This window comes from Siminovitchia thermophila, from assembly GCF_016909185.1.
Classification (GTDB): domain Bacteria; phylum Bacillota; class Bacilli; order Bacillales; family Bacillaceae_C; genus Siminovitchia; species Siminovitchia thermophila.
Window position 1 is genome coordinate 114,257 of record NZ_JAFBFH010000003.1, and the last position, 26,386, is coordinate 140,642.

25 protein-coding genes and 1 other annotated feature are annotated in these 26,386 nt (G+C 42.7%); of the genes, 6 read left to right on the plus strand and 19 right to left on the minus strand.

Going from position 1 to position 26,386, the window contains the following annotated elements:
- Positions 1-6: 6 nt before the first annotated feature.
- The gene (locus JOC94_RS03210) at positions 7-1,203 is read right to left on the minus strand and encodes an acetyl-CoA C-acetyltransferase (RefSeq protein WP_205178603.1); all 1,197 of its coding nucleotides are present in this window, start codon (positions 1,201-1,203) and stop codon (positions 7-9) included.
- 216 nt (positions 1,204-1,419) lie between these two features.
- On the opposite strand from JOC94_RS03210, the gene JOC94_RS03215 reads away from it, so the two are divergent.
- From JOC94_RS03215 to JOC94_RS03225, 3 genes are all read left to right on the plus strand, one after another.
- Positions 1,420-2,076 carry a 5-bromo-4-chloroindolyl phosphate hydrolysis family protein gene (locus JOC94_RS03215; RefSeq protein WP_205178605.1) on the plus strand — a complete coding sequence of 219 codons (657 nt, stop codon included), beginning with the start codon at positions 1,420-1,422 and terminating at the stop codon, positions 2,074-2,076.
- On the plus strand, positions 2,069-3,247 hold the full coding sequence (locus JOC94_RS03220) for a toxic anion resistance protein (protein WP_205178607.1): 1,179 nt from the start codon (positions 2,069-2,071) through the stop codon (positions 3,245-3,247). The genes JOC94_RS03215 and JOC94_RS03220 overlap by 8 nt, the downstream gene beginning before the upstream one ends.
- 61 nt (positions 3,248-3,308) lie before the next feature.
- Entirely contained in the window at positions 3,309-4,211 is a 903-nt protein-coding gene (locus JOC94_RS03225; RefSeq protein WP_205178609.1) for a hydroxymethylglutaryl-CoA lyase, read from the plus strand.
- Positions 4,212-4,213: 2 nt separating this feature from the next.
- On the opposite strand, the gene JOC94_RS03230 is transcribed toward JOC94_RS03225, so the two are convergent.
- From JOC94_RS03230 to JOC94_RS03250, 5 genes are all read right to left on the minus strand, one after another.
- Positions 4,214-4,534 carry an iron-sulfur cluster biosynthesis family protein gene (locus JOC94_RS03230; protein ID WP_205178611.1) on the minus strand — a complete coding sequence of 107 codons (321 nt, stop codon included), beginning with the start codon at positions 4,532-4,534 and terminating at the stop codon, positions 4,214-4,216.
- Between the two features lie 345 nt (positions 4,535-4,879).
- The gene (locus JOC94_RS03235) at positions 4,880-5,821 is read right to left on the minus strand and encodes a hypothetical protein (RefSeq protein ID WP_205178613.1); all 942 of its coding nucleotides are present in this window, start codon (positions 5,819-5,821) and stop codon (positions 4,880-4,882) included.
- Positions 5,802-6,320 carry an RNA polymerase sigma factor gene (locus JOC94_RS03240; protein ID WP_077113245.1) on the minus strand — a complete coding sequence of 173 codons (519 nt, stop codon included), beginning with the start codon at positions 6,318-6,320 and terminating at the stop codon, positions 5,802-5,804. Before JOC94_RS03240 ends, JOC94_RS03235 begins: the two co-directional genes overlap by 20 nt.
- A gap of 55 nt (positions 6,321-6,375) precedes the next feature.
- The gene (locus JOC94_RS03245) at positions 6,376-6,708 is read right to left on the minus strand and encodes a YolD-like family protein (protein WP_205178615.1); all 333 of its coding nucleotides are present in this window, start codon (positions 6,706-6,708) and stop codon (positions 6,376-6,378) included.
- Between the two features lie 28 nt (positions 6,709-6,736).
- On the minus strand, positions 6,737-7,999 hold the full coding sequence (locus tag JOC94_RS03250) for a Y-family DNA polymerase (RefSeq protein WP_205178617.1): 1,263 nt from the start codon (positions 7,997-7,999) through the stop codon (positions 6,737-6,739).
- 347 nt (positions 8,000-8,346) lie between these two features.
- Between JOC94_RS03250 and JOC94_RS03255 the strand changes: the two genes are divergently transcribed.
- A complete protein-coding gene (locus JOC94_RS03255) occupies positions 8,347-9,702 on the plus strand; it encodes an aldehyde dehydrogenase (RefSeq protein ID WP_205178619.1) in 1,356 nt (451 codons plus the stop codon).
- 469 nt (positions 9,703-10,171) lie between these two features.
- On the opposite strand, the gene fba is transcribed toward JOC94_RS03255, so the two are convergent.
- From fba to JOC94_RS03315, 12 genes are all read right to left on the minus strand, one after another.
- The gene (gene fba / locus JOC94_RS03260; protein ID WP_205178620.1) at positions 10,172-11,041 is read right to left on the minus strand and encodes a class II fructose-1,6-bisphosphate aldolase; all 870 of its coding nucleotides are present in this window, start codon (positions 11,039-11,041) and stop codon (positions 10,172-10,174) included.
- A gap of 322 nt (positions 11,042-11,363) precedes the next feature.
- Positions 11,364-12,323, minus strand: a complete 960-nt coding sequence (locus JOC94_RS03265; RefSeq protein WP_205178622.1) for a transketolase family protein — start codon at positions 12,321-12,323, stop codon at positions 11,364-11,366.
- Positions 12,324-12,325: 2 nt separating this feature from the next.
- Entirely contained in the window at positions 12,326-13,162 is an 837-nt protein-coding gene (locus JOC94_RS03270; RefSeq protein ID WP_205178624.1) for a transketolase, read from the minus strand.
- A gap of 137 nt (positions 13,163-13,299) precedes the next feature.
- Positions 13,300-14,577, minus strand: coding sequence for a TRAP transporter large permease (locus JOC94_RS03275; protein WP_205178625.1), 1,278 nt, complete (start codon positions 14,575-14,577; stop codon positions 13,300-13,302).
- Between the two features lie 3 nt (positions 14,578-14,580).
- Positions 14,581-15,069 carry a TRAP transporter small permease gene (locus JOC94_RS03280; RefSeq protein WP_077113237.1) on the minus strand — a complete coding sequence of 163 codons (489 nt, stop codon included), beginning with the start codon at positions 15,067-15,069 and terminating at the stop codon, positions 14,581-14,583.
- 65 nt (positions 15,070-15,134) lie between these two features.
- Complete coding sequence (locus JOC94_RS03285) at positions 15,135-16,139, minus strand: TRAP transporter substrate-binding protein (RefSeq protein ID WP_205178627.1); 1,005 nt, start codon at positions 16,137-16,139, stop codon at positions 15,135-15,137.
- Positions 16,140-16,161: 22 nt separating this feature from the next.
- Positions 16,162-17,256: an NAD(P)-dependent alcohol dehydrogenase gene (locus tag JOC94_RS03290; protein WP_205178629.1), complete on the minus strand. Its 1,095-nt coding sequence runs from the start codon at positions 17,254-17,256 to the stop codon at positions 16,162-16,164.
- Between the two features lie 30 nt (positions 17,257-17,286).
- On the minus strand, positions 17,287-18,318 hold the full coding sequence (locus tag JOC94_RS03295; RefSeq protein ID WP_077113234.1) for a zinc-dependent alcohol dehydrogenase: 1,032 nt from the start codon (positions 18,316-18,318) through the stop codon (positions 17,287-17,289).
- Positions 18,319-18,433: 115 nt separating this feature from the next.
- Complete coding sequence (locus JOC94_RS03300; RefSeq protein WP_205178631.1) at positions 18,434-19,639, minus strand: diphosphate--fructose-6-phosphate 1-phosphotransferase; 1,206 nt, start codon at positions 19,637-19,639, stop codon at positions 18,434-18,436.
- Positions 19,640-19,703: 64 nt separating this feature from the next.
- Complete coding sequence (locus JOC94_RS03305; protein WP_205178633.1) at positions 19,704-20,705, minus strand: LacI family DNA-binding transcriptional regulator; 1,002 nt, start codon at positions 20,703-20,705, stop codon at positions 19,704-19,706.
- A 583-nt stretch (positions 20,706-21,288) separates the two neighbouring features.
- Positions 21,289-22,083, minus strand: a complete 795-nt coding sequence (locus JOC94_RS03310; protein WP_205178699.1) for an SDR family NAD(P)-dependent oxidoreductase — start codon at positions 22,081-22,083, stop codon at positions 21,289-21,291.
- Between the two features lie 24 nt (positions 22,084-22,107).
- Positions 22,108-23,067, minus strand: coding sequence for an MBL fold metallo-hydrolase (locus JOC94_RS03315; protein ID WP_205178642.1), 960 nt, complete (start codon positions 23,065-23,067; stop codon positions 22,108-22,110).
- Between the two features lie 154 nt (positions 23,068-23,221).
- Positions 23,222-23,433, plus strand: a binding site (T-box leader).
- A gap of 46 nt (positions 23,434-23,479) precedes the next feature.
- Here JOC94_RS03315 and proC point away from each other — a divergent pair.
- Both proC and namA read left to right on the plus strand, forming a co-directional pair.
- Entirely contained in the window at positions 23,480-24,307 is an 828-nt protein-coding gene (proC, locus tag JOC94_RS03320; protein ID WP_077113229.1) for a pyrroline-5-carboxylate reductase, read from the plus strand.
- 67 nt (positions 24,308-24,374) lie between these two features.
- Entirely contained in the window at positions 24,375-25,391 is a 1,017-nt protein-coding gene (gene namA / locus JOC94_RS03325) for an NADPH dehydrogenase NamA (protein ID WP_077113228.1), read from the plus strand.
- A gap of 5 nt (positions 25,392-25,396) precedes the next feature.
- Here the strand turns inward: namA and rnz are convergent, their stop codons facing one another.
- On the minus strand, positions 25,397-26,332 hold the full coding sequence (rnz, locus tag JOC94_RS03330) for a ribonuclease Z (RefSeq protein WP_077113227.1): 936 nt from the start codon (positions 26,330-26,332) through the stop codon (positions 25,397-25,399).
- Positions 26,333-26,386: the final 54 nt, after the last annotated feature.

Sequence of the window (26,386 nt, forward strand, 5' to 3'; positions counted from 1 at the left end):
TTGTTGTTATTTTTGTGCTTCCAACTCAACAACAGTGGCTACCCCTTGACCGCCGCCAATGCAAAGTGTGGCCAGCCCTCTTTCGGCTCCCCTTCTTTTCATTTCATGGATCAACGTTACAAGAATTCTTGCCCCGCTCGCTCCGATTGGGTGGCCAAGGGCGATGGCTCCCCCGTTAACATTCAATATAGAGCGGTCAAACCGCAGCTCCCTGTCGACAGCCAGCGACTGGGCGGCAAATGCCTCATTCGCCTCGATCAAATGAATATCTTCCATGGCTAACCCCGCTTTTTGCAAAGCTTTTTTCACAGCCGATACAGGTCCAATCCCCATGATGCTCGGATCAACGGCCGCATTGGCGTTTGCCTTGATCGTTACTAGCGGCTCAATCCCAAGCTGCTCGGCTTTTTCCCTAGACATGACAACAACGGAAGCTGCTCCGTCATTAATTCCGGAAGAATTCCCGGCGGTAACGCTTCCATCCTTCTTAAAAGCAGGCCTTAATTTGCCAAGCGTTTCAACGGTTGTTCCTTTTCGCGGATATTCGTCCGTATCAAAAGCGACCGGCTCTCCTCTTCGTTGCGGAACCATAACGGGTACAATTTCTTCTTTGAACTTCCCTTCCTCAATGGCTCTTGAAGCTTTCTCCTGGCTTAATGCTGCAAACTCATCTTGTTCCTCACGTGTAATGTCATATTTGTCGCATAAGTTTTCGGCTGTAACCCCCATATGATAATTGTTGAACACGCAGGTCAAACCATCGCTCGTCAGGCTGTCGATCAGCTTTTGATCCCCCATTTTGAATCCATCTCTTGCGTTTTTTAGTAAATAAGGAGCTTGTGACATGTTCTCCATGCCGCCAGCCACAACAATATCCGCTTCACCAGATATGATCGCTTGGGCAGCCAAATGAATCGCTTTCAATCCTGAGCCGCATACTTTATTAATCGTCATGGAAGAAACACTTTCAGGAATGCCCGCCTTCATCGCAGCTTGGCGTGCCGGATTTTGCCCCAATCCCGCTTGCAGTACATTCCCCATAATGACTTCATCAACATCTTCTGGTTTTACTCCGGCTCTGTTTATTGCATCTTTAATTGTTGCCGCCCCCAATTCAGGCGCCGAAACGTTTTTCAACACTCCGTTAAAACTTCCAATTGCCGTGCGGACGGCACTAACAATCACGACATCTCTGTTGTTCATGCTTAAAGCCTCCTTTTTAAGCGATCTATCATGTTACCTTTTCGTGAAAGGTTGAAAAAATCCTCTTTTTATTTGGAAGGCCATCTAAAAATCTACATGTTTCCCGCTTTCAATGCTGCACGTTATTCCTTATAATAGAAGGAAATGAAACTTTTATCGCAAATATACGTATAACATGACAGATATTAAGCAAGTAATGGACAGGAGTCGATAAAATTGAGAGCTTTTTATTCTTTTCTCCTAGGAATGTTATCAGCCGGAGAAGCTTTTCTCATCTGGCTTATTTTATTTCTTGGCTTTGATTTTGCCTTTCTTCCGTCCGCCGGCATTTCTCTCTTGGCTGGCGCCTTGACATTTTTCAGTATAAAATGGATTTCCGACTATCGCTTTTTAAAGAAAAACCGATTAACGAGAAAAGAATACGCGTATATACAGAAAAATCTGCATGAGGCGAAAAAGAAGGTTGGCCGTTTGCAAAAAGCGTTTTTCAGTGTCAGAACTTTGGGCGCCTTTAAACAACTGTATGAATTGAGCAAGCTTGTAAAACGGATGTATACGATTGTCCATAAAGATCCTCGCAGATTTTATCAATCGGAAAGATTCTTTTTTTACCATCTTGACTCTGTTGTGGAACTATCTGAGCGTTACGCCCAGCTTGCTGCACAGCCTGTAAAAAACGAACAAATATATCTTTCTTTAAAAGAAACACAAAGCACCCTCGAAGATTTAAGCGAATCAATCAAAAAGGATATTTACCAAGTTCTTTCTTCGGATGTGGACGATCTGCAGTTTGAACTGGATGTAGCACGCCATTCGTTAAAAAAACTCGAATACCACCCTCTCGATGATGAAAGGAGCACTAGGAATGACTGAAGTAAATAAAGAAAAAGTCTTAAAAGATGAATTTACAAACGGGCTTGACGATTTGCTCGCCAACCCGTTTGGCGAGCAAGAGCTTGCCTTACAGCCCCAGGCTTCCGAACAAGAAACGGCGAAACCTGCAAAGCTGATCGAAGCCCTTCCGGAAGACAGCAAAAAAAGAGCCGTTGATCTGGCCAAACAGATTGATCCTGCCAACCACCAGGCAATCATTTCCTATGGAACGCAGGCACAATCCCAGTTGTTAAACTTTTCAAGTTCCATGCTAGAGCATGTCCAAAATAAAGATATTGGTCCCATCGGCGATATCTTGAATGACCTGATGGGCAAATTAAAGTCGGTCAATCCGGAAGAGTTGACGCCTGAGAAGAAAAATTTTTTCTCGAAAATGTTTGGCAAGATTTCCAACTCGATTCAGGAGGTTATGTCAAAATATCAAAAAACCGGAGCTCAAATAGACCGTATTTCGATTAAACTCAACCAATCGAAAGAGGTACTGCTCGATGATTTGAAAATGCTTGAACAATTATATGAAAAAAACAAAGAATATTTTCATGCGCTGAATATCTTCATTGCTGCCGGCGAACTGAAACTTGAAGAAATCCGGAAGGAAACGATTCCCGCACTAAAGAAAAAGGCGGAGGCATCCGGAGACCAAATGGCCTTTCAGGATGTGAATGACATGATGCAATTTGCGGACCGCCTTGAAAAAAGACTGTACGATCTCAAGCTAAGCAGGCAGATTACTATTCAAAGCGCCCCGCAAATCCGCATGATTCAAAATACAAACCAGGCACTTGCCGAAAAAATCCAGACTTCCATCATGACAGCCATCCCGCTTTGGAAAAACCAGATTGCGATTGCTTTGTCGCTCATTCGCCAACGCCAGGCAGTGGAAGCTCAAAAACAAGTTTCGAAAACGACGAACGACCTGTTATTAAAAAATGCAGAGATGCTGAAGTCCAATACGATTGAAACTGCCCGTGAAAATGAACGTGGCCTAGTGGATATCGAAACATTGAAGAAAACACAAGCAAGCTTAATTTCCACGCTTGAAGAAACGATTAAAATCCAGCAGGAAGGCCGGTCAAAACGGGCACAAGCTGAGCAGGAACTATTGACAATGGAAAATGAATTAAAGCAAAAATTACTCAGCCTACGGTAATTTTTAACAAACAACACCGCCGGACATCATCAGTATTGTCCGGTTTTTATATTAAAAGGAGATGTTATCATTGAACTTTCCAAAAGAGGTTGTGATTATTGAGGTAGGCCCTCGTGACGGTCTGCAAAATGAACCCCAGTTTGTTGATACAGAGATCAAAAAAGCATTTATTCAAAAGCTGGCCGCGGCCGGGATCAAAGAAATGGAGCTTACTTCCTTCGTTTCTCCAAAATGGGTACCGCAAATGAAAGATGCCGGGGAAATTGTCCAGTCCGCTCCTGAAGGAGTTCGCGGAATTGTGCTTGCACCCAATCGGAAAGGGATTGAGCGGGTGCTAGAAACACCTTGCAAGTCAGTCGCCGTCTTTGTCGGCGTCAGCAATACGTTTAATAGGAAAAATATTAACAAATCCACAAGAGAAAGTATGGAAGAATTACAACCGGCCATAGAGGAGCTAAAAGCAAAAAACTTCTTTGTCAGAGCATGTATTTCCACAGCTTTTTATTGCCCGTATGAAGGAAAGATTCAAGAAGACGACACACTTGCACTTTGCCGGGAATTCGTTGCAGCCGGCGTTGATGAACTGAGTGTAGCCGATACAATTGGCATGGCTGCGCCACACGAGTCCTATTCTCTCTTTTCTCGATTAAAAGAGGCGTTGCCGGATGTTTTGCTTGCAGCCCACTTTCATGATACAAGAAAAATGGCGCTGGCCAATACATACGCAGCGCTTGAAGCCGGAGTAAACCGTTTTGATTCATCAGCCGGAGGCCTTGGCGGCTGTCCGTTTGCACCGGGTGCAACCGGCAACGTGGCTACAGAAGATGTCGTGTATATGCTAGGTCGAATGGGCATTGAAACGTCCATTGATCTTGACAAGCTCGTGGCTGCGGTCGATACGGTAGCACCAGTGATTTCCAGACAGATCGACACGGGTTATTACCGTCTCTCCAAACAGGGATAAGATTAATCTAACAGGCTCATTCTGCCATTCAATATTTCATTTGGGCTTGTCAGCTGGAACGTATGGCTTTCATCCGAAAAATCGATTTCCATGTTTGAGTCTAAATAAATAAGTTTTGACTTCTCAATCACGAGCGGCATTTCATTCGTCTCAACAACCAATTCATCTTGGACCATTTCCCGCAATTTTTCAAATGTGAGCGCGGGAATGCCGCTCATCGTGCAGCCGTCTGCTTCATACAGTAATTTTAATGCCAAGTCCCTGTCTCCGAGTTTGTCTTTGATTTTTTCTGCTGCTTTTCGAGTAATTGTAACCGTTATCATTCGATGCCGCCCTTTCATAAGTTTGTAGCTCGTTATTCTTCTAATGTGTTCCCTATAAGATATTATGACATTTTAGACGACGGTTTATGAGATGGAAAAAGCGAGCGCAAATCAAAGTGATAGCACATGAACCGTACCGGGTTTTCCGGAAATTTTGAACTGATTGATGTAGATAAAAACGTTTCGAAGCGATACAAGTACTTTCTTTATGCCGATGTGATGAATCGTGACGAAACACAGTAAGGACATTCGAGTCCCGCGTACGGGCTGAAAAAATGGCTGAAATAACAGCAAAAAAGCGAGAAGCACGTATGGGAATATTCGCTTCTCGTTTAGCTGCCCGTATCAATTTGTAAAAGGCTGTGTGCTATCTCCGTTGATTTTTAATACCCAAGTCCCTTTTTTGGGAAACGCCAAGTTTCCTTCATACAAATAAATCGGCTTGTTTGTTACAGCATCTATCCCCTTTCCCGTGTTAACAAACAGGGATTCATCTGCTAATGTTCCAGTATCATCCAACAACTGTACGCTCACTTTTTCTTGCTTCTCTCCCGTTCCCTCCATCACCATATTGTTTTTCTTGCCTATTGCCAGTTCTTTTGGAGAGTCAACAAGTGTAAAATGCTCCGTTGCCGGAAATGGGGGCAGCACTTCCAAAGTGAACTCTGCAAACAGCTTTTCGTCGATAAAAAAAGACAGTTTCCATGTTCCCTTCGTCGGGAATGGCTCAAACCTGGTTAAAGCGTGACCGTCTTCTCCGTACAAGCCATCTACGAGTTTCCCCCTTGCCAACATGATTTCCTGTTGTCCGTTTGTCGCTGTCACTTCATACTTTTTCCCCGGAAGATCAGCCTGATCGTCCCAGAAATACAGCATTAATTTGGCAACTCTTCTTTCATCTTTTGCGACAAAATGGTCAAACGACTGCAAAATCCCGACTCTTCCTTCAATGCCGATTGCCTCTTGATGTGCATCAGAAAATCGAAAGGGCTTTCCTTCCGCTACCTCTATTCCAACCTCCTGCTCAGCCTTGTCCATTGTCATTTCCCGGCTTTCCTCGATCTTATTTGTCACCGTGTCCCGTTGTTGGCCATTCAACTGAAATTGTGCCAAAGCGAGGACGATTATGACGGCAGACGCGAAAACTATGGATAATCCCGGTCTGAATTTCGGCTTCCGGACCTGCTCCCGATTCCGCAACTTTTGTAAAATATCCCGTCTTTGTTCCGTTGATAATGAATATTTAGGAAGGTTCTTTAGTTTCTCTTCAATCTGCTGTTCTCTCAAAGTAAAATCCCTCCTTTTCTAAAATATCTCTCAGCTTTTTCAATGCCCGGTGATATGTCACGTTCACTTTATTTCCGCTGCATTTTAAAATGTCGCTTGTCTCCTTTGAAGACAATTCCAAAATGCCCCGTAAAATGACGACCTCTTTATAAAACGGCGAAAGCTGCCGTATCGACTTGTAAAGTTGCTCATGCTCCTGATTTTTGATAACGAGCTCTTCCGATCCATTCGAGGAATGCGGCTCATTGGTTACATACTGTTTAATTCTATTCCAAACCTGGTTTCTTCGATATTTGTCAATGACCATATTCCTGGCAATGGAAATGAGCCATGTTTTTGGATGGGATTCTCCTTTAAATCTTGACATTTTTTTCATGGCAATCAGAAATGTCTCCTGGACATAATCTTCCACGTCACGGGAGCCTGTCAAATAAATCAAAAAGCTTGTAATATCCCTTTCATACATTTCAAACCACTGTTCTATGCAATCCTCTTTCACGCTTCCCCCTCCCCTCTTTATATTAGACGACCAAAAGACGAAAACATTACAGCCTTTATCCGATCAATTCTATATGTTCGATTTGCTTCAATAAAATCCGCTGTACATGACCAGATCGGTCCACGATCCGAAATTCTTTTTTTACAGAATCAAAATAATGAATTTTCCCGGCAATCTGTTTAGATTGGCGATGTGAAAAATAGGTAATGTTGACCTCTTTGGCAAACTCCATCGCTTCTTCCGCCGCTAGATTCAGTTGCTCCAGCTTCTGTTCATCCAATTGCCCTTTTGCATCCCACGTATCTTCTTTTGCCCATTCTCGGAGCATTTTGACATGCTCCGGAAGCATAAGAGAGTTCCACTTTATATTTCCCCGGTCCCGAATCATTTTCCTGCCCCCATTTCCATCACCATTGTCATGCTTTGTGCCCTCCAACAAGACCCGCTCTTATTCGTGTTGTTCCTGCTTCTGTGTAAGAAACTGCGCGAAGAAGCGAAGCAGTCCCGTGCCGGCGGCGAATATGATCCATCACATATCCCAGCTCTCTCTTTCGTATTTGATTCGGTTCAAACAAGTTAAGCTGATATGTGCCATGATCCGTCATATTGGAAAGCGCGATAGAAATCTGTCGGACCGACTTTCCATTATAATGGGCTTCAAACAAGTCAAGACATACCTTATACACAGTCATTGTGACGTTCGTCGGGTCCTCCACCGATTTCGAACGAAGAAACCCTCCTCCGAACTCTTTTTCACTATAACCGATCCCGAGGCTGATTGTCCTCCCCGCCTTTCCGTGCTCGCGGGCGCGCCGGGCCACCTCTTCACACATTTCCAGTATAACCGCGGCAATCTCATGCTTTTCCTTATAATCACGCAACAGTATTTGACTTTTTCCAAAGCTGATTTGCCCCGCCATCATTGGAGCCCCAAGCTCGGACAAATCAACACCCCATGCATGATAATAAAGCTGCATCCCCATGATCCCGAATTTTTTCTCAAGCAAGGCCGGGTTATAAGCCGCGAGCTGGCCCACGTTAAAAATCCCCATGTTGTTCAACGTTCTCTCCATCCTTCTCCCAATCCCCCATATTTTTCTGAGAGGAGACACTGTCCACAACTTTTTCGGCACATCTTCATATGTCCATTTTGCGATACCGGTTTTTTTCGCTTCCAAATCAAGACAAAGCTTGGACAAAAGCATATTAGGCCCTATGCCGATTGAACATGTAAGCTGAAATTCCCGAAATATTTCATCCCGAATTTTTTGAGCGGCTGTCCAGGCATCCCCCCATAACTGCATCGTTCCATCCAATTTGAGGAAACTTTCATCCACACTATATACATGAATCGCTTCTTTTGGGACATACCGATTCAACAAACGGGTAATTTCCATAGAGATTCGCAAATAAAGCGCCATTTTTGCCTCAACTCGCCGGATATTTTTATCTGTTGGAATTTCAAATAAACGAGAGCCCGTTTGAATGCCATAATCTTTTTTCAAGCGGGGGGAAGCCGCTAATACGACACTTCCGGGCTGTTGCAAATTCCCGACAACTGCCAAATAACATTCAAGAGGGTCAAGACCATGCATAACCGCGGCGCAGCTTGCATAAAAGCTCTTCATGTCGATGCACAAGATGTTGTGATGCGGCAGCATCCGATAGTCGATTTCCATGCTTCACCCTCCAAAACGGAACATTTGTTCTATTATACGCATCATTGTAGACCAATAGACCCGCTTCTTCAATGGAATCTATTGCCAGGAAGCGAAAAGGCGTTGTTTAGCAGTGTTGTTCCAGCAAAGCAGAGGCCAGTGCTCCAAAAGTTTATCCTGCATGTGCGGGGGGCGGATGCCGCAAACTCCTTCGAAAGGGCCCGCTACGGATAACCAAAACCAAACTATTGTTTGCAAAACAAGTCGTATATTATATCATTGGTATCAAACATATAATTTGAAGCATGTTTTTTCCGTATCATTTTAAAAAAAGCAAATTACTCCAGAATATATAAGGAGAGTGCCATATGGATTCATTTCTTGCGCTTATCAGCAGTCAACGGGATTTTTTCCGTACAGGGCAAACAAAAGATATACCTTTTCGTCTCCAGTCACTTCAAACATTCAGAAATGCCGTCAAGCTGTACGAAAAGGAACTTATGGCCGCACTTAAAGCAGACTTGAATAAATCCGAGTTCGAAGCATATACGACAGAGATCGGGATGATCTTAAACGAACTCCGTTTCACGATGCGCCAACTCCGCTCTTGGACAAAACCGACCAAAGTGAAAACACCCATCACCCATATTGGTTCCACAAGCTATATTTATCCTGAACCATACGGGACGGCGCTGATCATTTCTCCGTGGAATTATCCGTTCTTGCTTGCAGCCGCACCTTTAATTGGAGCAATTGCGGCAGGTAACTGCGCTGTTATCAAACCATCGGAGCTGACTCCCCGAACATCAGCCGTTTTTGCCAAAATGATCCAAGACGTTTTTCCAAGAAAATATATCGCGGTAGTGCAAGGCGGCGTGGAAACAAGTGAAGCTCTACTCCGGGAAAAGTTTGACAAGATTTTTTTCACTGGAAGTGTGTCTGTTGGAAAAGTGGTCATGAAAGCTGCTGCTAGGCACCTTACCCCGGTAACGCTGGAATTAGGTGGAAAAAGTCCTTGTATTGTTCATGAAGATGCCAATTTGAAACTGGCTGCCAAACGGATTGCTTGGGGGAAATTCACGAATGCTGGACAGACCTGTATCGCACCTGACTATATATACGTCCATCAGCGAATCAAGGACAAGTTTTTAGGGCTTTTAAAAGAAGCGATTGATGAAATGTACAGTGGGCAGACGATCACACGAATTGTGAACGAAAAGCATTTCAACCGTCTTGTTTCATTCCTTGATCAGGGAAGTATTTTTACAGGCGGAAAGGCAAACCGGGAAAAGCTGTCCGTGGAGCCGACTATTCTGACAAACATCACATGGGAAGATACGATCATGAAAGAGGAAATTTTCGGTCCCATCCTTCCTGTTTTGGAATATGGGGAGTTGAACGAGGTGATAGAAGGGATTCATCAGCACCCTAATCCGCTAGCGCTGTATCTGTTTTCTAAAGGTTCCGAAACGAAAAAAGAAATAGTGAACTCCGTTTCTTTCGGGGGCGGTTGCATCAATGATACGATTTATCACTTTGCCAATCCCCATTTGCCTTTTGGCGGAGTCGGAACAAGCGGGATTGGATCATACCATGGAAAAAACAGCTTCGACGCTTTTTCCCATCAAAAGAGCATCTTGAAACAGACGAATTTATTTGATATCCCTTTTCGCTATCCCCATATGAAAAACGCGTTAAAGCGAATAAAGATGTTCCTAAAATAGATAGAATTTGAAAAAGACGCCCAGATAATGGTGGAAGTTAAAAAAATTAATGTGTCTATCTGTAACGACTCATCCGTCTCGAGACGAGCTATGGAATCAAGGATAGGATTGAGGTTTCATTTGTTCACATGAACCAAAAAGTTACAAAATTGCTGGAATAACATCCTGGAAATGAACTGGACAATCGAGCTGATATACCCGATTTTTAATGTAGCATACGCAGTTGCTTCCCAGTAGGCGGGAAAAGCAGAAATATCGTTCTTACTTAAGAGAATGGCAGGAAAGATGGTGCCGAATATTTGAGACTGAATGTTGAAGCTGAAAAAGCTGAATCAAAATTGGGAAGCAGTGGTGAGGACGATCACCCATGCCTTGTCGAGTTATATTAACGACTAAAAAAGCCTGAGCCCGGCACAATACCGGGTTCAGGATTGACAAGTCGCTTTATGAAATGTTCGCAGGAGGGTTTTTAGACAGCCCCCGTTTGCGACGACCCGAAGTCACGCATTTTTCCGATGACTGTTTCTTTTATGGCTTCCCGTCCCGGGCCCATATATTTGCGCGGGTCATACACCTCTTTGTTCTTTTCTAATATGTCACGTATTTTCTTCGTCTGCATGATTTGGTTTTCTGTATTCACATTGATTTTGGCTGTTCCCAACGATATCGCCTTTTGAATATCTTTCAAAGGAATGCCTGTTCCACCATGCAAAACGAGCGGAACGCCGGTCAGGCTCATTACTTCTTCCATACGCTTAAAGCCAAGGTTCGGCTCTCCTTTGTATGGCCCGTGAACAGATCCAAGTGCGGGCGCAAAACAGTCCACCTTCGTCTCTTTTACCAACTTTTCGCATTCAGACGGAATCGCGTACATGGCTTCGGCATCATCAACAATGACATCATCTTCTTGCCCGCCAATGCGGCCCAGTTCCGCTTCGACCGAAACACCGTGTATATGGGCAAGCTCCACCACTTTTTTTGTTAGGGCGATATTTTCCTCTAGCGGCAAATGAGAACCGTCAATCATAACGGAAGTAAATCCCGCGTGGATGGCTGCGGCGCATTTTTCAAAATTTGAGCCGTGATCTAAATGAATCGCGACAGGCACTGTTGTCCGATATTCTTCCATCAAAGCTTTTACCATAGATACTACTACTTTAAATCCGCCCATATATCTGGCCGCGCCTTCAGAAACACCGAGAATGACTGGTGAACTTTCTTCTTCGGCAGCCTGTAAAATCGCTTGGGCATATTCCAAATTATTTACATTAAATTGACCAACTGCGTAATGACCGGCTTTCGCCGTATGAAGCATGGCTTTCATCGATACTAATGGCATACGAGCACTCCTTTATATAAGTGTCTATTTTAATCGTGCATCAACCTGGTCTCCTGCCTCTGATGTTGTTACCTTTTCGCCAAGATCAGGGGTAGAACCAGAACCGTTTTGAATTTTTTTTAAAACCGAAACTTGGCAGCCAAAAGCGTGGGAATGGGATGGGCAACTCCTTAGAATGGAGCGACTTTGCCATTCCTTTGCTTTACAAGCCCATAAATTGAATGGATTCACAAAATGAAATACTCTATAGTAAAAGATTGTACTTACGAACCTATGATTTTCCGCAAGTACAATCCTTTTTTAGCCTTCGTCTTTTTAACTGCTATTGACGGGCTTTTTTTAATGCTCTTTTTACTGTTTCCGCAATATGATTCTCTGAAATTCCGTATTTTTCCAGTAATTCTTGATTAGGCGCTGATTCAGAATTACGATCATTCACTCCGACACGCAACATAGGAACAGGCTTTTCTTCCACGAGGACTTCAGCAACTGCGCTGCCAAGCCCGCCGTAAATACTATGTTCCTCCGCCGTAACAATCACACCGGTTTTCTCAGCCGCTTTTACAATCGCCTCTTTATCTAACGGTTTAATCGTTGGCATATGTAAAACAGCAATGGACAAACCTTCAGCTTGTAATGACTCCGCCGCTTTTATGGCACGGCTTGTTTGGGTGCCGGTTGAAATAATGGTCAAATCGCTTCCTTCTTTTAAAGAAACGGCTTTTCCCACTTGAAACTCGTAATCATCATCAAAAATGATCGGGTACGGATCACGAGCTAAACGAATATAAACAGGACCATTATATTGATGGGCAAATTCTATCATCTTCTTCACTTCTACACTGTCGGCTGGCGCAAGTACGGTCATATTTGCAAGCGAACGAAAAATGGCGATATCCTCCAAAGACTGATGTGTTTTCCCTGTAAGTCCCGTTAATAGACCGCTATAAGCACCAATCATTTTAACATCTAAATTCGGTTGAGCAATTTGCACTTGGATTTGATCAATGGCCCGCTTCGAAAGAAAGGCAGCAAATGTAACCGCCCAAGGCTGTAAGCCCGTTGCAGCCAGACCTGAACATACGCTTAACATGTTTTGTTCTGCAATGCCCATTTGTAGAAATTTTTCAGGGTTTTGTAAAGCTACCCCGTCTATCTTCGTAGAATTTGCTAAATCGCCGTCTACAACATACACTCTTTCATCTTCTTTGGACAATTTTAATATTGTTGCCCCAAAAATATCTCTCATCGTTTCTTTTCTATCAGACAATAAACTTGCCATTTTTATCCCTCCACACTCAATTCTTGTATTGCAGTTTCCAACTCTTCATCTGTGGGAACCCTTGAATGCCAAAGATAGGCATTTTCCATAAAACTTACCCCTTTTCCTTTCACTGTATGAGCAATAATGATGGTGGCCTTGCCTTTTATTTCTTTTGCTTTATTAAAAGCGGAAGCAATCTCCTCAAAGTCATGACCATCAATGTTAATTACATGCCAACCAAAAGCTTCCCAACGATTGTCCGGTTCATAGACGGGAATTTGCCGCGCGCCATCCTCTCCGTTCCAGCCAAATTGTTGCAGTTTATTATAGTCTAGAATAGCGACTAAATTATCCAATCCATATTTAGAGGCGACATCTGCTGCTTCCCATACCTGTCCTTCTTGTGATTCACCATCTCCAACCATGCAGTAAGTCCGGAAATCTTTATGTTGTAATTTTGCTCCCAGCGCAATTCCAACTGCCCCTGAAATTCCTTGCCCCAAAGAACCAGTGGACATATCCAACCCAGGGAGAGCATTCATGTCCGGATGGGCCTGCAATCTGGAATTCAATGAATCGAACGTTTTTAATTCTTCTATGGGCATGTATCCTCTCAATGCCATGACAGTATATAAACCAATCGCTGAATGTCCTTTTGAAAGAACAAATCTGTCCCGGTCTTCATCTCTCGGATTGGATGGGTCAATTTTCATTTCGTTGAAATATAAATAAGTTAATACATCTATAGCGGATAAAGGTCCTCCTACATGTCCCGCTCCGGCGTAATGAACAGTTTCAAGAAGATGGCGTCTGGCAAGTTTTGCCTGATTCATTAATTCTTTCGTTGATAATATCATTTGGAAACTCTCCTTTTCATCTATTTAAAATTGGGGTTAAGCGCTTTACCTAATAGGCGGGAGGAATTAATCAACTTCATTCCTCCCAGGCAACACATGTAACTGAATTTCTTGTGAGCGATAGTATACCGAGCTTATCATTCTAGTAAATTTGGTAAAAATGTTGAAAGGGGCGGGAAAAAGGATATTACCAATACATCGATCACAAGTATCAATATTAATGGTAACGCCGCCCGGCCAATTCGTACAATCGAAACATTTGTAAGCTGCTGGGCTACAAATAAATCTATTCCAACCGGTGGAGTAACCAGCCCAATGGCAAGATTACATACCATGATCACTCCAAAATGGACAGGATCTATGCCAAATTCAACCGCCGTTCCTAAAAGAAGCGGGACTAATATTAAAATGGCCGCGCCACCATCCATAAACATTCCTATTAAAAGCAGGATAATGTTAACGATAATTAAAAACACATATTTATTGTCAATAAACCCGTTTATCAAATCAAATACTTCTCCGGGTGCGCCGGTCATGCCTAAATAATAAGCAAACAAGCCCGCAACACCTATAATGATCATAATAATGGAACTGCTAATGGCCGAACTTTTCAGCGCTTCTATTAACTTGATCAAATTAATTTCTCTATAAATAAACATGCCGACGATAAGGGAGTATACAACCGCCACTACCGAAGCCTCCGTAGGTGTAAAAACGCCGCTATATATTCCACCTAAGACGATAATGGGCATTAATAAAGCTAAAATAGCGCTTTTAAAAGCGATGAAAACCTCTTTAATGCTTTTTCTTTCTTCCCCGCGAATGCCATTTCTTTTTGAAATGATAAAAGCACTCACTAGAAGTGAAAGTGTAATAAGTATTCCTGGCAGTATTCCGGCAAGGAATAAATCGCCAATGGACACTTCTGCAGCTACCCCATACAAAATCATGGCAATGCTTGGAGGAATAATGATCCCGAGTGCTCCGGCAACAGCTTGGTTGGCCGCAGCATATTCAATCTTATAACCTCTTGCCACCATTGCCGGTATGAGGATGGATCCTATGGCAGCCGTGGTAGCCGCTCCGGATCCCGAGATGGCCGCGAAAAACATTGAAGTAACAATTGCTACCATCGCCAACCCACCAGTGAGGTGACCTACTAAAGCACCTGCAAAATGGACTAATCTTTTGGATATGCCTGCTATCCCCATCAGATTTCCCGCCAAAATAAAAAACGGAATCGCCATTAATGGAAAGGAGTTGAGTGCTACAAATATTCTCTGAGGAACAACATTTAATGGTAATGTACCTTGAAGAAATATGCCTATACTTGTAGTTAAACCTAATGAAAAGGCTACTGGTACACCAATAAATAACAAAACTAACAAGATGATGATAAAAACGATAGCAAACATGGTTTACTCCTTTCCAACGAACTCTTCAAGCACACAAGCGATAGAATTTACTAATAATAAAATCGCCCCCAAAGGAATGCTTAGATAAACGTAAAACATTGATATTTTAATACCTGGAGCAATTTGATTGCCAAAGGCTTGCGCAAGTTCAAATCCAAAATAGATCAATATTCCATAAAAAACAGATGAAATGAGGTGAACCAACATTTTTATAATGGAGCTAACCTTGTCATTTAATCTTTCCAAAATCACTTCAACGGCAATTAGTTTTCCTTGTCTAAGCGCTAGCCCGGCGCCGATAAACACCAGAAATATCATTAAAAAGCGCGCTAACTCTTCTGACCACGATAATGAACTGCCAAGCACATATCGTGCAACCACTTGCCAAAATATTAATGCGGTCATTGTAGCCAATATGAACGCCAGTAAATATCCAAATACTTTGTTTATATAAGAACTAAGTGTTATATATTTTTTGGCGAAAGTATTCACATTACCATCTCCTCAAACATGGAGGAAAAGACCATTTCGATCTTTTCCATTCCATATATGCCAATTTAATAGTCCAAGTTTTGAACCTTTTTAATGATCTCCTCCCCAATTTGAGGTGCCCATTTTTTATAGACGGATTCTGTCTTTTTCTTAAATTGTTCTTTATCTGGTTCTGTAAATTGTATTCCATTTTCTTCTAAAAACTCTCTGGCTTCCTTGATTTTGTCTTCGTTGGCTTTCCTGCCAATAGGCTCAGTATGTTCGGCAGCTTGTACAATTGCATCCTGCTGTTCCTTTGTAAGACTGTCAAATTTTGCTTTGCTTATCGCAATAGGGGCTGGAGAGAATCTGTCTTCGAGAAGCGCGACATGGCTTTGTACTTCAAAAATTTTAGATGTTTGAATAGTGGCGAGCGAATTGGAATGTCCGTCGATAACACGCTGTTGTAATCCGGTAAATACTTCTGTCCAAGCCATAGGTGTCGCATCTGCTCCATATGCATTCCATGTATCGATTTGCAATTCATTTTCTTGCACACGGATTTTTAATCCATTTACATCTTCTACACTATTAATGGCGCTGTTTGACGAAGTGGCTACAAAGCCATTCTCAACCCACCCAAGTATTTTCACGTTTGCTTCCTCTTCGAATTTTTGAGACAATTCTTTACCAACTTCCCCTTCCAATGTTGCATATACATGCTCCCTGTTCTCAAATAAAAATGGCAGGTCAAACATGTTAAATTCCTTCACCCAGTTTCCCATTGGACCAGACGATTGAATAGACATATCAAGTGAGTTCATTCCCATTAATTCAAATACTTCTCTTTCCCCGCCGAGTTCATTGTTATAATGGATGGTAACGGTCATTTCACCATCAGTTAGCTCTTCTAATTTTTCTTTAAAAGCTTTGGCGGCTACGTCAAATTTTGCTCCCTCTGGCTCCGGAATACTTAGGCTTAATACCACTTTATCCGATTTTCCTTTTGCACTCTTCCCCGCTGAGTTGCCACAACCTGAAATCGTTAACAGTAAGATGAGACCAAATAATATGATTTTTGAAAATTTCATGATTTTTCCCCCTTGTGTGTATTCATGGATTTGGATATACCATTATTTTTAAGCTGTCCTTTTTGTTTTGATATGCTTTATTCATTGCTTCTTGAATGTCATCCATTGGAAATGTATCCGTTATCACATGCTCCACATCCCTGCCCATCTGATTCAGGATTTCAATGGCGGTTGGATATGTATTGATATAACGGTAAACTGAAATGAAGTTGATTTCATTCTGAAGCATTTGCGTTATATGCAGTGGAATTTGGTTTTTTGCCGGAAAACCAATAGCCACGACAGTTCCACCTCGTTTTGTTAAGGCAATGGCTGATTCGATTGCTTTTTCATTTCCAGATGTTTCAATGACTATATCAACGCCTGCCCCTTCTGTTAACCTGTTTACCTCCTGGGACACATCTGAGCTGCTAATATCAATTGCTTCAGTAGCCCCCAGTTTTTTGGCGGCATCAAGGCGCAGCGGTTCCATATCAGTAACAATTATGTTGCCGGCTCCATAGGCTTTGGCAGCAACGATGGCCATCAAACCGACAGGACCCATTCCGGTGATGAGCAAAGTGGAATTTGGTTTTACATTTCCTCTATTCATCGCATGAATGCCTACTGATAACGGTTCCGCCAATGTTGCCACTTCAAAAGACATCGTATCAGGAATGTGGTATAGAAAATCTTCCCGATGACTCAAATATTGTACAAATGCGCCCTTTACAGGCGGTGTCGATAAAAATTGTACACTTGGGCATAAATTATATCTTCCCTCTTTACACCACTCACACGACATACAAGAAACACCCGGTTCAATCGCTACTCTATCCCCAACCTTGAAACGGGTTACATTTGCACCAACTGCAACGACAAGTCCTGAGCATTCATGTCCTTGAATATGCGGATATTGAACAACCCGCTCCCCAATATGACCATGGGCAAAGTAGTGAATATCAGAACCACAAATACCGACCGCTTGGACTTTTACAAGAACATCCCTATCTCCTATTTTCGGCAACTCCTGTTGAAAAATCTCCACCGTTGATTGTTTCGTTAAAAAGGCAGCATTCATATATTTTGGAAGGATATATTCCTTCGTTTCATTTTCTTTACGATTTGTTTTTGTCATGAAATCAACCCTCAAATTTACAATGTTTTCTCACTCATAATGCAACAACACTTTTCCACAACTCTTTTTCTCACATAATTCAAAGGCTTTTTCCCATTCGGATAATGACATTTTATGTGTAATAATGGGTGCCAAATTTACTTTTTTCTGTTCCAGAATTTGCATGACTCTATCCCAAGTTTTCATACTATGAGCCAGTGAACCGAATAATTGAATTTGTTTATACAGAACCGTATCGTAATCCAACGTTATGTCATGACCAACAATACCAACTTGTATAAATTTACCCAATTTTTTTACATTTTTAAGGCAACTATTGATGGAGGAAACCGCGCCTGCACACTCTACTACCACATCCACTCCACAACCCTTCGTTTCTTTGGCGATCATACACTCTACATCTTCATGATTTACATTAACAACGATGTCTGCACCCAATTTTTTTGCTAGATGTAACCTAAATTCATCTGCGGAAGTGCCGGCAACAATCACTTTACAACCTTTTTCCACTAACAAAGACAGACATAGTAACCCGATGGGGCCAGGACCGGAAAGCAAGACTGTGTCCCCCAATTGAATATTTGTCAATTCTTCAATGGCTTGTACTGCACAAGCTAAAGGTTCTGACAAAGCCGCCTCTTCCAAACTGATATTTTCAGGAATCTTATAAACCATGTCTTCTCTTACCACAACATATTTTGTAAAACTGCCATGTACACCATGCCCCATTCCCCGGCGATCATTACAGAACATATAATTTCCTGTTTTGCAATAATGGCATGTGCCGCAGGTGACAGCAGTGGAACCAAGAACAGCAACACGATCTCCGACACTGATAGAGCTTACACCTTCGCCGATTTGCGAAACCACTCCCGAGAATTCATGCCCTAATATGACAGGAGGATTATTTTTAAAAGTGTCATGAAAAACATGTAAATCTGTGCCGCAAATTCCTGAATAGGCAACCTTTACTTTTACAGAGCCTGCTGAACAAGTCGGTTCATCTATGTTCGTGCAAGTCACATTTCCAAAGCCTTGTTTGGTTTTCATCACCGCTAGCATATAAATCCCTCTTCTGCTGTTTAATGAAAAGCTTTACAATTCATTGTTTATGAAAAAGCATTATCTATTTGTTACAGCGCATTCAAAAATTTAGGATAGCGCTTAACCAAAAATGTTAAATGACCTGTTTATAAACTGGCAGCCCGTTTTCGATTGGAATCATCATTTCTCCTTGTATTAGTGGTTCCACATATCGAATAAATTCATCGGTCATGATATTATTTTTCTTGTCATACCATTCAACTGGAAAATATTTCTCCTTACCCGCAACTTCTTTCAATAGTTTTGGACGGTACATCATTTTATAGTCGGTATCTTGATGATTTGCCCGTTCCATGGCTATCATGACCCCTGAATAGCCTTTCAGTGCGTATTTCCATGATTCTCTACCTATTTCATATGCTTCATCTACATCCGTCTTGGACGCTAATAAAATACTGCTTCTTTGCAAAATGCTTGTTTCGATTGCCCTTGTTCGTATTCCTGTTTTCGCTTCTATGATCTCCTTTAAATAAGTAGATACCCCGCCTAACTTGGGCCGATTTAATGTGTCATACTCCAATTCATCATGGTTTATATACTGCCCCGCACTATTTTTAAGTCCTTCAGCTGTAATTAAAAAGGTATTTCTTTTATTTTCATGGGCGTTAACAACTTTTTCGATACAACTCGTTAAACAAAAAGGGACTTCAGGTATATAAATGAGTGTTTGGCTGTCTTCTCTATCTGAGACCGTTAATGAACACGCTGCTGCCAACCATCCCGTATGTCTGCCCATCGTTTCTATGATGGTAAGTTGATTTGTTTCCGGATAACTTGCAACGTCCATCTTCATATCTAGTATAGAAGTGGCTAAAAACTTTGCGGCACTTCCATAACCCGGACTATGATCTGTTCCCAGTAAGTCATTATCAATTGATTTTGGAATTCCGATAACAGCCAAGTCATACTTCATTATAGCGGCTGTATCATGAATCATTTTCGCTACTTGCATGGAGCCGTTTCCACCAATATAAAAAAGAAAATGGATACTGTGCTTTTTTAAGTTTTTAATGATGACTTCCACTTCGTCAAAAGTTAATTTATATCGGCAAGTCCCTAATGCAGCCCCGGGAGTCCAGCGAAGCCGGATGCGGTCGCGTACAGATAAGTTGCCCAGTTCAATGAATGACTCGTTTATTAAACCCAAGATTCCTCCGACTGAACCATAAATTTCCCCTTGAAAGCCGGAATACTTCATTTCATCAATAATTCCAATCACCGAATTATTAATGACTGCTGTTGGTCCGCCTGATTGAACAATGATACCGTTGCTTTTCATTCCTTTCGCCCTCCACATAACAGATAGGTTAAGCGCTTTATTCATTTATTTTTAAAAAAAATCTTTATGTTATTTTTTTGGTTGATTTACGTAAGACTAATGAAGGTAAAAGTGTTACCCGGCTTTTGGCGTCCTTTTCCTCATTAATGATTGAAACCATTAAATCCATTACTTCTTTTCCCATGTTTTGAATTGGCTGGGCAATTGTTGTCAAAGGCGGCTCTATGATACTTACAATTGAAGTATTGTCAAAACCGACTACAGATAAATCTTGCGGTATATCCAACCCCAGCTCTTTGGCCATTTGAATCACTCCGGCTGCCAGTAAATCGTTACAAGCAAAGATGGCTGTTGGCCTATTGTCACTATGAATGTATTTGGCGGCCATGTTCCTCCCTGCCTTAATATGATCTACTTCATTTACAAATTGGAAGTTCGGATTTAGTGTTAAGTGATTCTCTGCTAAAACATGATGAAAGCCCCGCAATCTTTCCCGATTGCTCCAAAGATCCCTGGCGATCACCCCGATATTTTTGTGGCCCAAATCTACTAAATGTTTTGCCGCCAAATATCCTCCCGTAAAATCATCTAAAGCAACGGCATTGACGGAAAACATCGGGAAGTCACGAGCAACAATGACTACCGGTATCTCTTCGCTTATTAACTCCTGAACTTTATCAAGCTTTTCAAAACCGGACGCCAATATAAAGCCATCCACTCTTTTTTGCTTCAATAATGAAAGATATCTGTTTTCCTTCGCATTGTTATAGTCGGTATTACAAATTACCAAATGATAATCCAGTTCATTGCCCCGATCTTCAATACTCCTGGCTAATTCAGAGAAAAATGGATTCGCCAGGTCTGGAATCAGTAAGCCGATTGTTTTTGTCTGTTTTCCCATCAATGCTGAAGCCAACATATTGGGTTGATAATTTAGCTCTTTCATAATCTGTTTTACTTTTTTTCTCGTTTTTTCACTTATTCTTCCGGAATTGTTTAGTACTTTTGAAACGGTTGCAATGGATACATTAGCCTCCTTTGCAACATCATAAATTGTTACCTTCACATTTCTCACCATCTGATTCCAAAGTATTATGCATATGATAAGATCTTAGGAATTTTTTTCGCATTATAAAAATATTTAGATAGATGATGATCAAATGAACCCGATAATGTATATCGAAGATTTTCACCATCATGCTAATTTACTATAGTTTTTAGTAAAGCGCTTACCTTATAACGGAATTATATATGAATATTTTTAGAAGTGCAACCTTTTTTTAATGAAATTTAATTCGAAAATTTTTTCAAACAGGAAGAGTATGAGCTACTTCAAAAAGCCATTTTAAAACTCTGGCGCTCTTATCGACGGAATTACGGTGAAGAGAAATATTTGGCCGATCCGCAGGCCGCCACACGAAGCATTAAGGGAAATTAGACGGGAGACTATTTTCCCAAGATCAGTCAATGAATGTGAAAATTACCAATTGACGAGATACAAAAATGTTGAATGAGTCCTCCATATAGGAAACGGTTGCGGCCCGACTGAAATGGCCCGTCAACCGTCTCGGGAACCTTTCATTTACGCTCTATGGCCGCCTCCCAAGGCCTTTCATTTTTAGAATAAGAATAGCCCTTATTGCATGAGTTTATTTTTTAAAAAAAGCTTTCTTTCCGAGACGCTCAACAAGACCCGGAAACAAAGTATAAGCAAGGCTTCCGGCGTTCATCCAGCCGGGCATATTAATTTCCCTTCTCCTCGTCATCATGGCGGCAACAATTTTTTGTGCCACTTTATCTGTTGAAAGAATAAAGCGCCCCACATTTTCCACATAGGAGCCGCCCGGATCGGCAATGTCAAAAAAGTTGGTGGCCATCGGCCCCGGGTTGACAGCAGTAACGAAGACGCCAAAATCAGCAAGCTCCATCCGCAAGCTGTTTGTATAGCCAAGCACTGCATGCTTTGTTGCCGAATAAACACTTGATTTCGGGGTTGCCAGTTTTCCTGCCTGGGAAGCTATATTGATAATATGTCCGGACCTTCTCTCCTTCATTACTGGGATCACTTCTGTTGTGCAGGCAATCAGGCCAACGACGTTGACGGAAAACATCCCTTGCAGATCAGCCAGCGACACTTCCCCAGCCTCGGCAAAAACGCCATAGCCGGCATTATTGACAAGTATATCGATCCCCCCGGTTTCTTGCAAAATCTCTTGAAACACAGATGGAATTTCTTCCTGCCGGGAAAGATCACACACAATGGGCAAGCAATCGACATGTTGACCATCACCAATTTGCCGGGCAACCTGGGCAAGTTTTTCTTGATTGCGGGCAAGCAGCACCGGGCGAGCACCACTTGCCGCACATAGATGGGCTATTTTTTCACCAAGACCGCCAGATGCACCGGTGATGACGACTGTTTTGCCTTTTAGCCGCTCATTCATCATCTGCCCCCCTTTTTAAGTTCCTCAATGCGCCGAAAAATAAGCGACGCCATGCTCATCAACATGTTTGTTGATTGCATCAATCGATAATAAATAATCAAGCTGTGCCGTCGTCTCTGATAAAGTCAGACCAAGCTCTTTTTCGTACACTTCGGGAAAAAGCAATTTCGTCAACTGAAATGTGGTCATTGGTTTTTTCTCGAGTAGCCCCGCCACTTGCAGCGCCCGTTCATGTTGTCTAAGCAGGCGCCGTTCAATCAGCTCATGTAACTTTCTCACTTCCGGTCCATGACCCGTATAGGCGATTCGAATGTCAAACGCTAATAGTTTTCGAAGCGAATCGTTATATTGCAGTTGCGGCTTCGGTCTGTTGGCGGTAGAAACGAGCGGCGGCTCCAAAAGCGGATTGGAAGTAATTGTTGCCAACACATGATCTCCGGCCAAAAGGGTACCGTCTTTCTCCCGATAAAAAACAAGATGGCTTTGCGCATGGCCAGGTGTTTCCAGCACAAGCCAGTTTTCAAATCCGGGGATAACATCTCCTTCTTCAATCTCATATGTAAGAGGTCTCTCACATGAAAAACGCAGGGCTGACTTCATCATAGCCAATAAATGATCAAAATCCCCTTCAACGGCAAATTCCACAAATAACCGCTTATAAAAATCATCATGGACAGAAAAAAAGTCTTGATCTTTCTCAATCCAAGGACGAACATAGCGATGGCCATAAACTGGAATATCCTTTGGAAGCCACTCCAGCAATCCAACATGGTCTGGATGATGATGTGTTAATACAATTTGGTCAATGTCCCCAGGTCTAATGCCTATTTCATTCAACTGAAATAAAAAAGCATCCCAAGCTTTTTCCGTTTTCACCCCTCCATCGATCAGGGTCAGAGCATCTTCCTTTACAAGATAAAGATTGACATCCCCAACGGCAAAGGGCGTCGGCAGTACGAACTTTATAATTTCTCCGTGTTTCATCACAAATCCCTCGACTTTATTTTTTGATAAATGGGATACAACTATAAATAAACAAGTATAGTGTAGCGATTTTTTCATGTAAAGTCATGTGATTTGAACATTTTTGAAAAAGATCACTTGACAACGGCCGGAGCTGTACAGCATAATCATATATAAAATGGCGATGACCGGGATTAGTAAGCAAGCAAATGATGCAAGAGATTGGAGTCCACCGGCTGAAAGACTCCATCATCCGCTTTCTTGTTGAACCTGCCCAGCGAGCTGTCAGCAAAACTGACCGTCCCCCTGCGTTACAGGGTTTGAGATAGTTGCTTTATGCAACTAATTAAAGGTGGTACCGCGGAAGTCAACCCTTTCGTCCTTTTACGGATGAAGGGGTTTTTTGTTTACTCAATGTGTGGAGGGATAACAAATGAACATTTCATTTATCGGTGCCGGCTCCATGGCGGAAGCGATCATTGCCGGTCTTATTGAAAAAAATATAGCTGAACGAAAAAACATTTTAGTCACAAACCGGGAAGACCAAACCAAATTGGCTGATTTGAAAAAAAAGTACGGAATTCAACCGACATATCAGATGGAAGAGTTAATGGAAGATACCGATATGGTCATTTTTGCGGTAAAACCGAAAGATGCCGCAGCCGCCCTGAAAAAAATCAAGCCGTATCTAAAAGAGGACACATTGTTCGTCTCTGTCATGGCTGGCATCTCACTTTCCTATATGGAAAATCGCCTGAATGTGCAACAGCCAATTGCGCGGGCAATGCCAAACACTTCCGCCAGTGTTGGAAAGTCGGCGACGGCCATTGCGTTTAATGACTCGGTATCCAAACATCAAAAACAGCTTGCAACAACTGTTTTTTCTTCCATCGGAGTGACAACGGTCATAGAAGAAAATAAGCTGGATGCTATCACCGCCCTTTCCGGAAGTGGCCCTGCCTACATTTACTATGTTGTGGAGGCAATGGAGAGATCGGCTGCGGAAATCGGGCTTGATGCGGACACAGCGAAAAAAATGATCCTGCAAACACTCGTCGGTGCGGCGGAAATGCTCCTTACCTCCGGAAAAGAAGCAGCGGAACTTAGACGGGATGTCACAAGCCCGGGCGGAACTACAGAGGCGGGGATCGAAGTGTTGCAAAAAGAAAATGTGCAGACTGCTTTTATGAAATGCGTGAAAGCTGCAATGGAGCAATCAAAAAAATTAGGCGGCATGCATGAATCCAAACAGATTGTTTAAGCTCCTTCATCATCGTTTGCTATAATGGAAAGTGGCTGATGATAAGTGATGAAAGGGGTTTACCTGAATGACGATAAAATTGTTTGAACCGCTTGAGATAAAAAACATCACATTGAAAAACCGGATTGTCATGTCACCGATGTGCATGTATTCATGCCATCTTGAGGACGGAAAAGTCGAAGACTGGCACCTTGTCCATTATACAAGCCGGGCCGTCGGGCAAGCCGGATTGATTATGGTGGAAGCTACTGCTGTCTCTCCGGAAGGAAGGATCAGCCCCCGAGATCTGGGGATTTGGGACGATAGTCATATCGAAGGATTGAAGAAACTCGTCAAAATGGTAAAGGCACAAGGCGCAAGCATTGGCATTCAACTTGCACATGCCGGCAGGAAAGCCATGCTGGAAGGAGAAATTCTCGCACCTTCCGCCATTGCTTACAAAGAAGGGATGAAAACGCCCAAAGAAATGGATGGCGAAGATATTCATTCGATCATTTCCGCATTTGGAAAAGCGGCGGAACGTGCAAAAGAAGCGGGATTTGATGTCATCGAAATACACAGCGCACACGGTTATTTATTAAATGAATTCCTTTCCCCTTTGACAAACAAACGGCTGGATCAATATGGCGGCTCCTTTGCAAACCGCTATCGCTTTTTAAGTGAAGTCATGGCAACGGTAAAATCAGTTTGGGACGGACCGCTCTTCGTCCGAATTTCCGCATCGGATTATCATCCGGATGGGCTTCAAGTTTCAGATTATGTCACAATGGCCAGATGGATGAAAGACGAAGGCGTTGATCTGATTGATTGCAGTTCCGGCGCAGTCGTCCCGGCCAAAATAAAACCGTTCCCGGGATATCAAGTTGCGTTCGCCGAACAAATTAAGAAGGAAGCGGACATTTTAACCGGGGCCGTCGGTTTGATCACGGCCGGGATTCAGGCAGAGGAAATATTGCAAAACGGTAGAGCCGATCTCGTTTTTTTAGGACGCGTCCTGCTGCGCGATCCATATTGGCCCCGGACGGCCGCTCGTGAACTGGGTTATGATCTTTCACCACCCACCCCATATGAGCGCGGATGGTAAAATTGTCACCGCGTGGTCTTTTGGGTATCAACTTTCACTTTAAAAAAATCAGAAGCCAATTTCGTATTCGGAAATACGGATTGGGCCTCTTTTTCAAGCTCTTGCCAATCTTCCTTTGAATAGCGTGAGCTAATATGAGTCAGACAGAGTGCTTCGGCTTTTGCTCTTCGGGCGATTTCCGCCGCCTGAGCGGTTGTCGAGTGGAAATAGTCCCCGGCCATTTGGGCACTGTCCGCAGAAAAGGTCGCTTCATGTACAAGCAAGTCGGCATGTTGCGCAAGAATAACCGCATTGTTACATGGCCGTGTATCGCCCAATATGGCGATGACGCGGCCTTTTTGCGGCGGTCCCACGTAGTCGCCTCCAGCGATTATTCTGCCGTCTTCAAGCGTTACCGTCTCTCCGTCTTTTAACTTCTTGTAAAGAGGTCCTGGAGGGACTCCTTCCGCCTTGAGGCGCTCGGCATCAAGCGTTCCCTTTTTGTCTTTTTCAGTAATTCTAAATCCGTAACTTGCTATATTGTGGTCCAACAAAAGCCCCTCCACAGTAAATTGGTCATCGGAGAAAAGGATTCCTTCTTCCATTTCCACAATAGTAAGAGGGTACTTTAAATGGGTTCCGCTCAGTTGGAGAGCAGCCTCTAAATATGCTTTGATACCCTTGGGCCCGTACACAGTTAAAGCGGTGGTACCACCTTGAAAGGAACGGCTGCCAAGCAAGCCCGGCAATCCAAAAATATGATCCCCGTGAAGGTGGGTAATGAATATTTTCTCTATTTTTCTTGGTTTCAATGAAGTATGTAAAATTTGATGCTGGGTCGCTTCCCCGCAGTCAAACAGCCAGATTGCATTTCTCTCTTCCAACAATAATAAAGCCAGCGATGAAACATTTCTCAATTTCGCCGGCACTCCCGCACCTGTACCGAGAAACAACAGTTCCATTGGCTGCCCCCCCTTTTCATTTTTTCTATAGTTTACCATAAACGAAGCAACAGG

Excerpts from the sequence above, each read along its gene's own strand:
- JOC94_RS03210 (WP_205178603.1), bottom strand. The coding sequence starts at position 1,203 with ATGAACAACAGAGATGTCGTGATTGTTAGTGCCGTCCGCACGGCAATT.
- JOC94_RS03220 (WP_205178607.1), top strand. The coding sequence starts at position 2,069 with ATGACTGAAGTAAATAAAGAAAAAGTCTTAAAAGATGAATTTACAAAC.
- JOC94_RS03225 (WP_205178609.1), top strand. The coding sequence starts at position 3,309 with ATGTTATCATTGAACTTTCCAAAAGAGGTTGTGATTATTGAGGTAGGC.
- JOC94_RS03230 (WP_205178611.1), bottom strand. The coding sequence starts at position 4,534 with ATGATAACGGTTACAATTACTCGAAAAGCAGCAGAAAAAATCAAAGAC.
- JOC94_RS03245 (WP_205178615.1), bottom strand. The coding sequence starts at position 6,708 with ATGATTCGGGACCGGGGAAATATAAAGTGGAACTCTCTTATGCTTCCG.
- JOC94_RS03250 (WP_205178617.1), bottom strand. The coding sequence starts at position 7,999 with ATGGAAATCGACTATCGGATGCTGCCGCATCACAACATCTTGTGCATC.
- JOC94_RS03255 (WP_205178619.1), top strand. The coding sequence starts at position 8,347 with ATGGATTCATTTCTTGCGCTTATCAGCAGTCAACGGGATTTTTTCCGT.
- fba (WP_205178620.1), bottom strand. The coding sequence starts at position 11,041 with ATGCCATTAGTATCGATGAAAGCCATGCTTCATACGGCGAAAGCCGGT.
- JOC94_RS03265 (WP_205178622.1), bottom strand. The coding sequence starts at position 12,323 with ATGGCAAGTTTATTGTCTGATAGAAAAGAAACGATGAGAGATATTTTT.
- JOC94_RS03270 (WP_205178624.1), bottom strand. The coding sequence starts at position 13,162 with ATGATATTATCAACGAAAGAATTAATGAATCAGGCAAAACTTGCCAGA.
- JOC94_RS03275 (WP_205178625.1), bottom strand. The coding sequence starts at position 14,577 with ATGTTTGCTATCGTTTTTATCATCATCTTGTTAGTTTTGTTATTTATT.
- JOC94_RS03285 (WP_205178627.1), bottom strand. The coding sequence starts at position 16,139 with ATGAAATTTTCAAAAATCATATTATTTGGTCTCATCTTACTGTTAACG.
- JOC94_RS03290 (WP_205178629.1), bottom strand. The coding sequence starts at position 17,256 with ATGACAAAAACAAATCGTAAAGAAAATGAAACGAAGGAATATATCCTT.
- JOC94_RS03295 (WP_077113234.1), bottom strand. The coding sequence starts at position 18,318 with ATGCTAGCGGTGATGAAAACCAAACAAGGCTTTGGAAATGTGACTTGC.
- JOC94_RS03300 (WP_205178631.1), bottom strand. The coding sequence starts at position 19,639 with ATGAAAAGCAACGGTATCATTGTTCAATCAGGCGGACCAACAGCAGTC.
- JOC94_RS03310 (WP_205178699.1), bottom strand. The coding sequence starts at position 22,083 with ATGAATGAGCGGCTAAAAGGCAAAACAGTCGTCATCACCGGTGCATCT.
- JOC94_RS03315 (WP_205178642.1), bottom strand. The coding sequence starts at position 23,067 with ATGAAACACGGAGAAATTATAAAGTTCGTACTGCCGACGCCCTTTGCC.
- proC (WP_077113229.1), top strand. The coding sequence starts at position 23,480 with ATGAACATTTCATTTATCGGTGCCGGCTCCATGGCGGAAGCGATCATT.
- namA (WP_077113228.1), top strand. The coding sequence starts at position 24,375 with ATGACGATAAAATTGTTTGAACCGCTTGAGATAAAAAACATCACATTG.
- rnz (WP_077113227.1), bottom strand. The coding sequence starts at position 26,332 with ATGGAACTGTTGTTTCTCGGTACAGGTGCGGGAGTGCCGGCGAAATTG.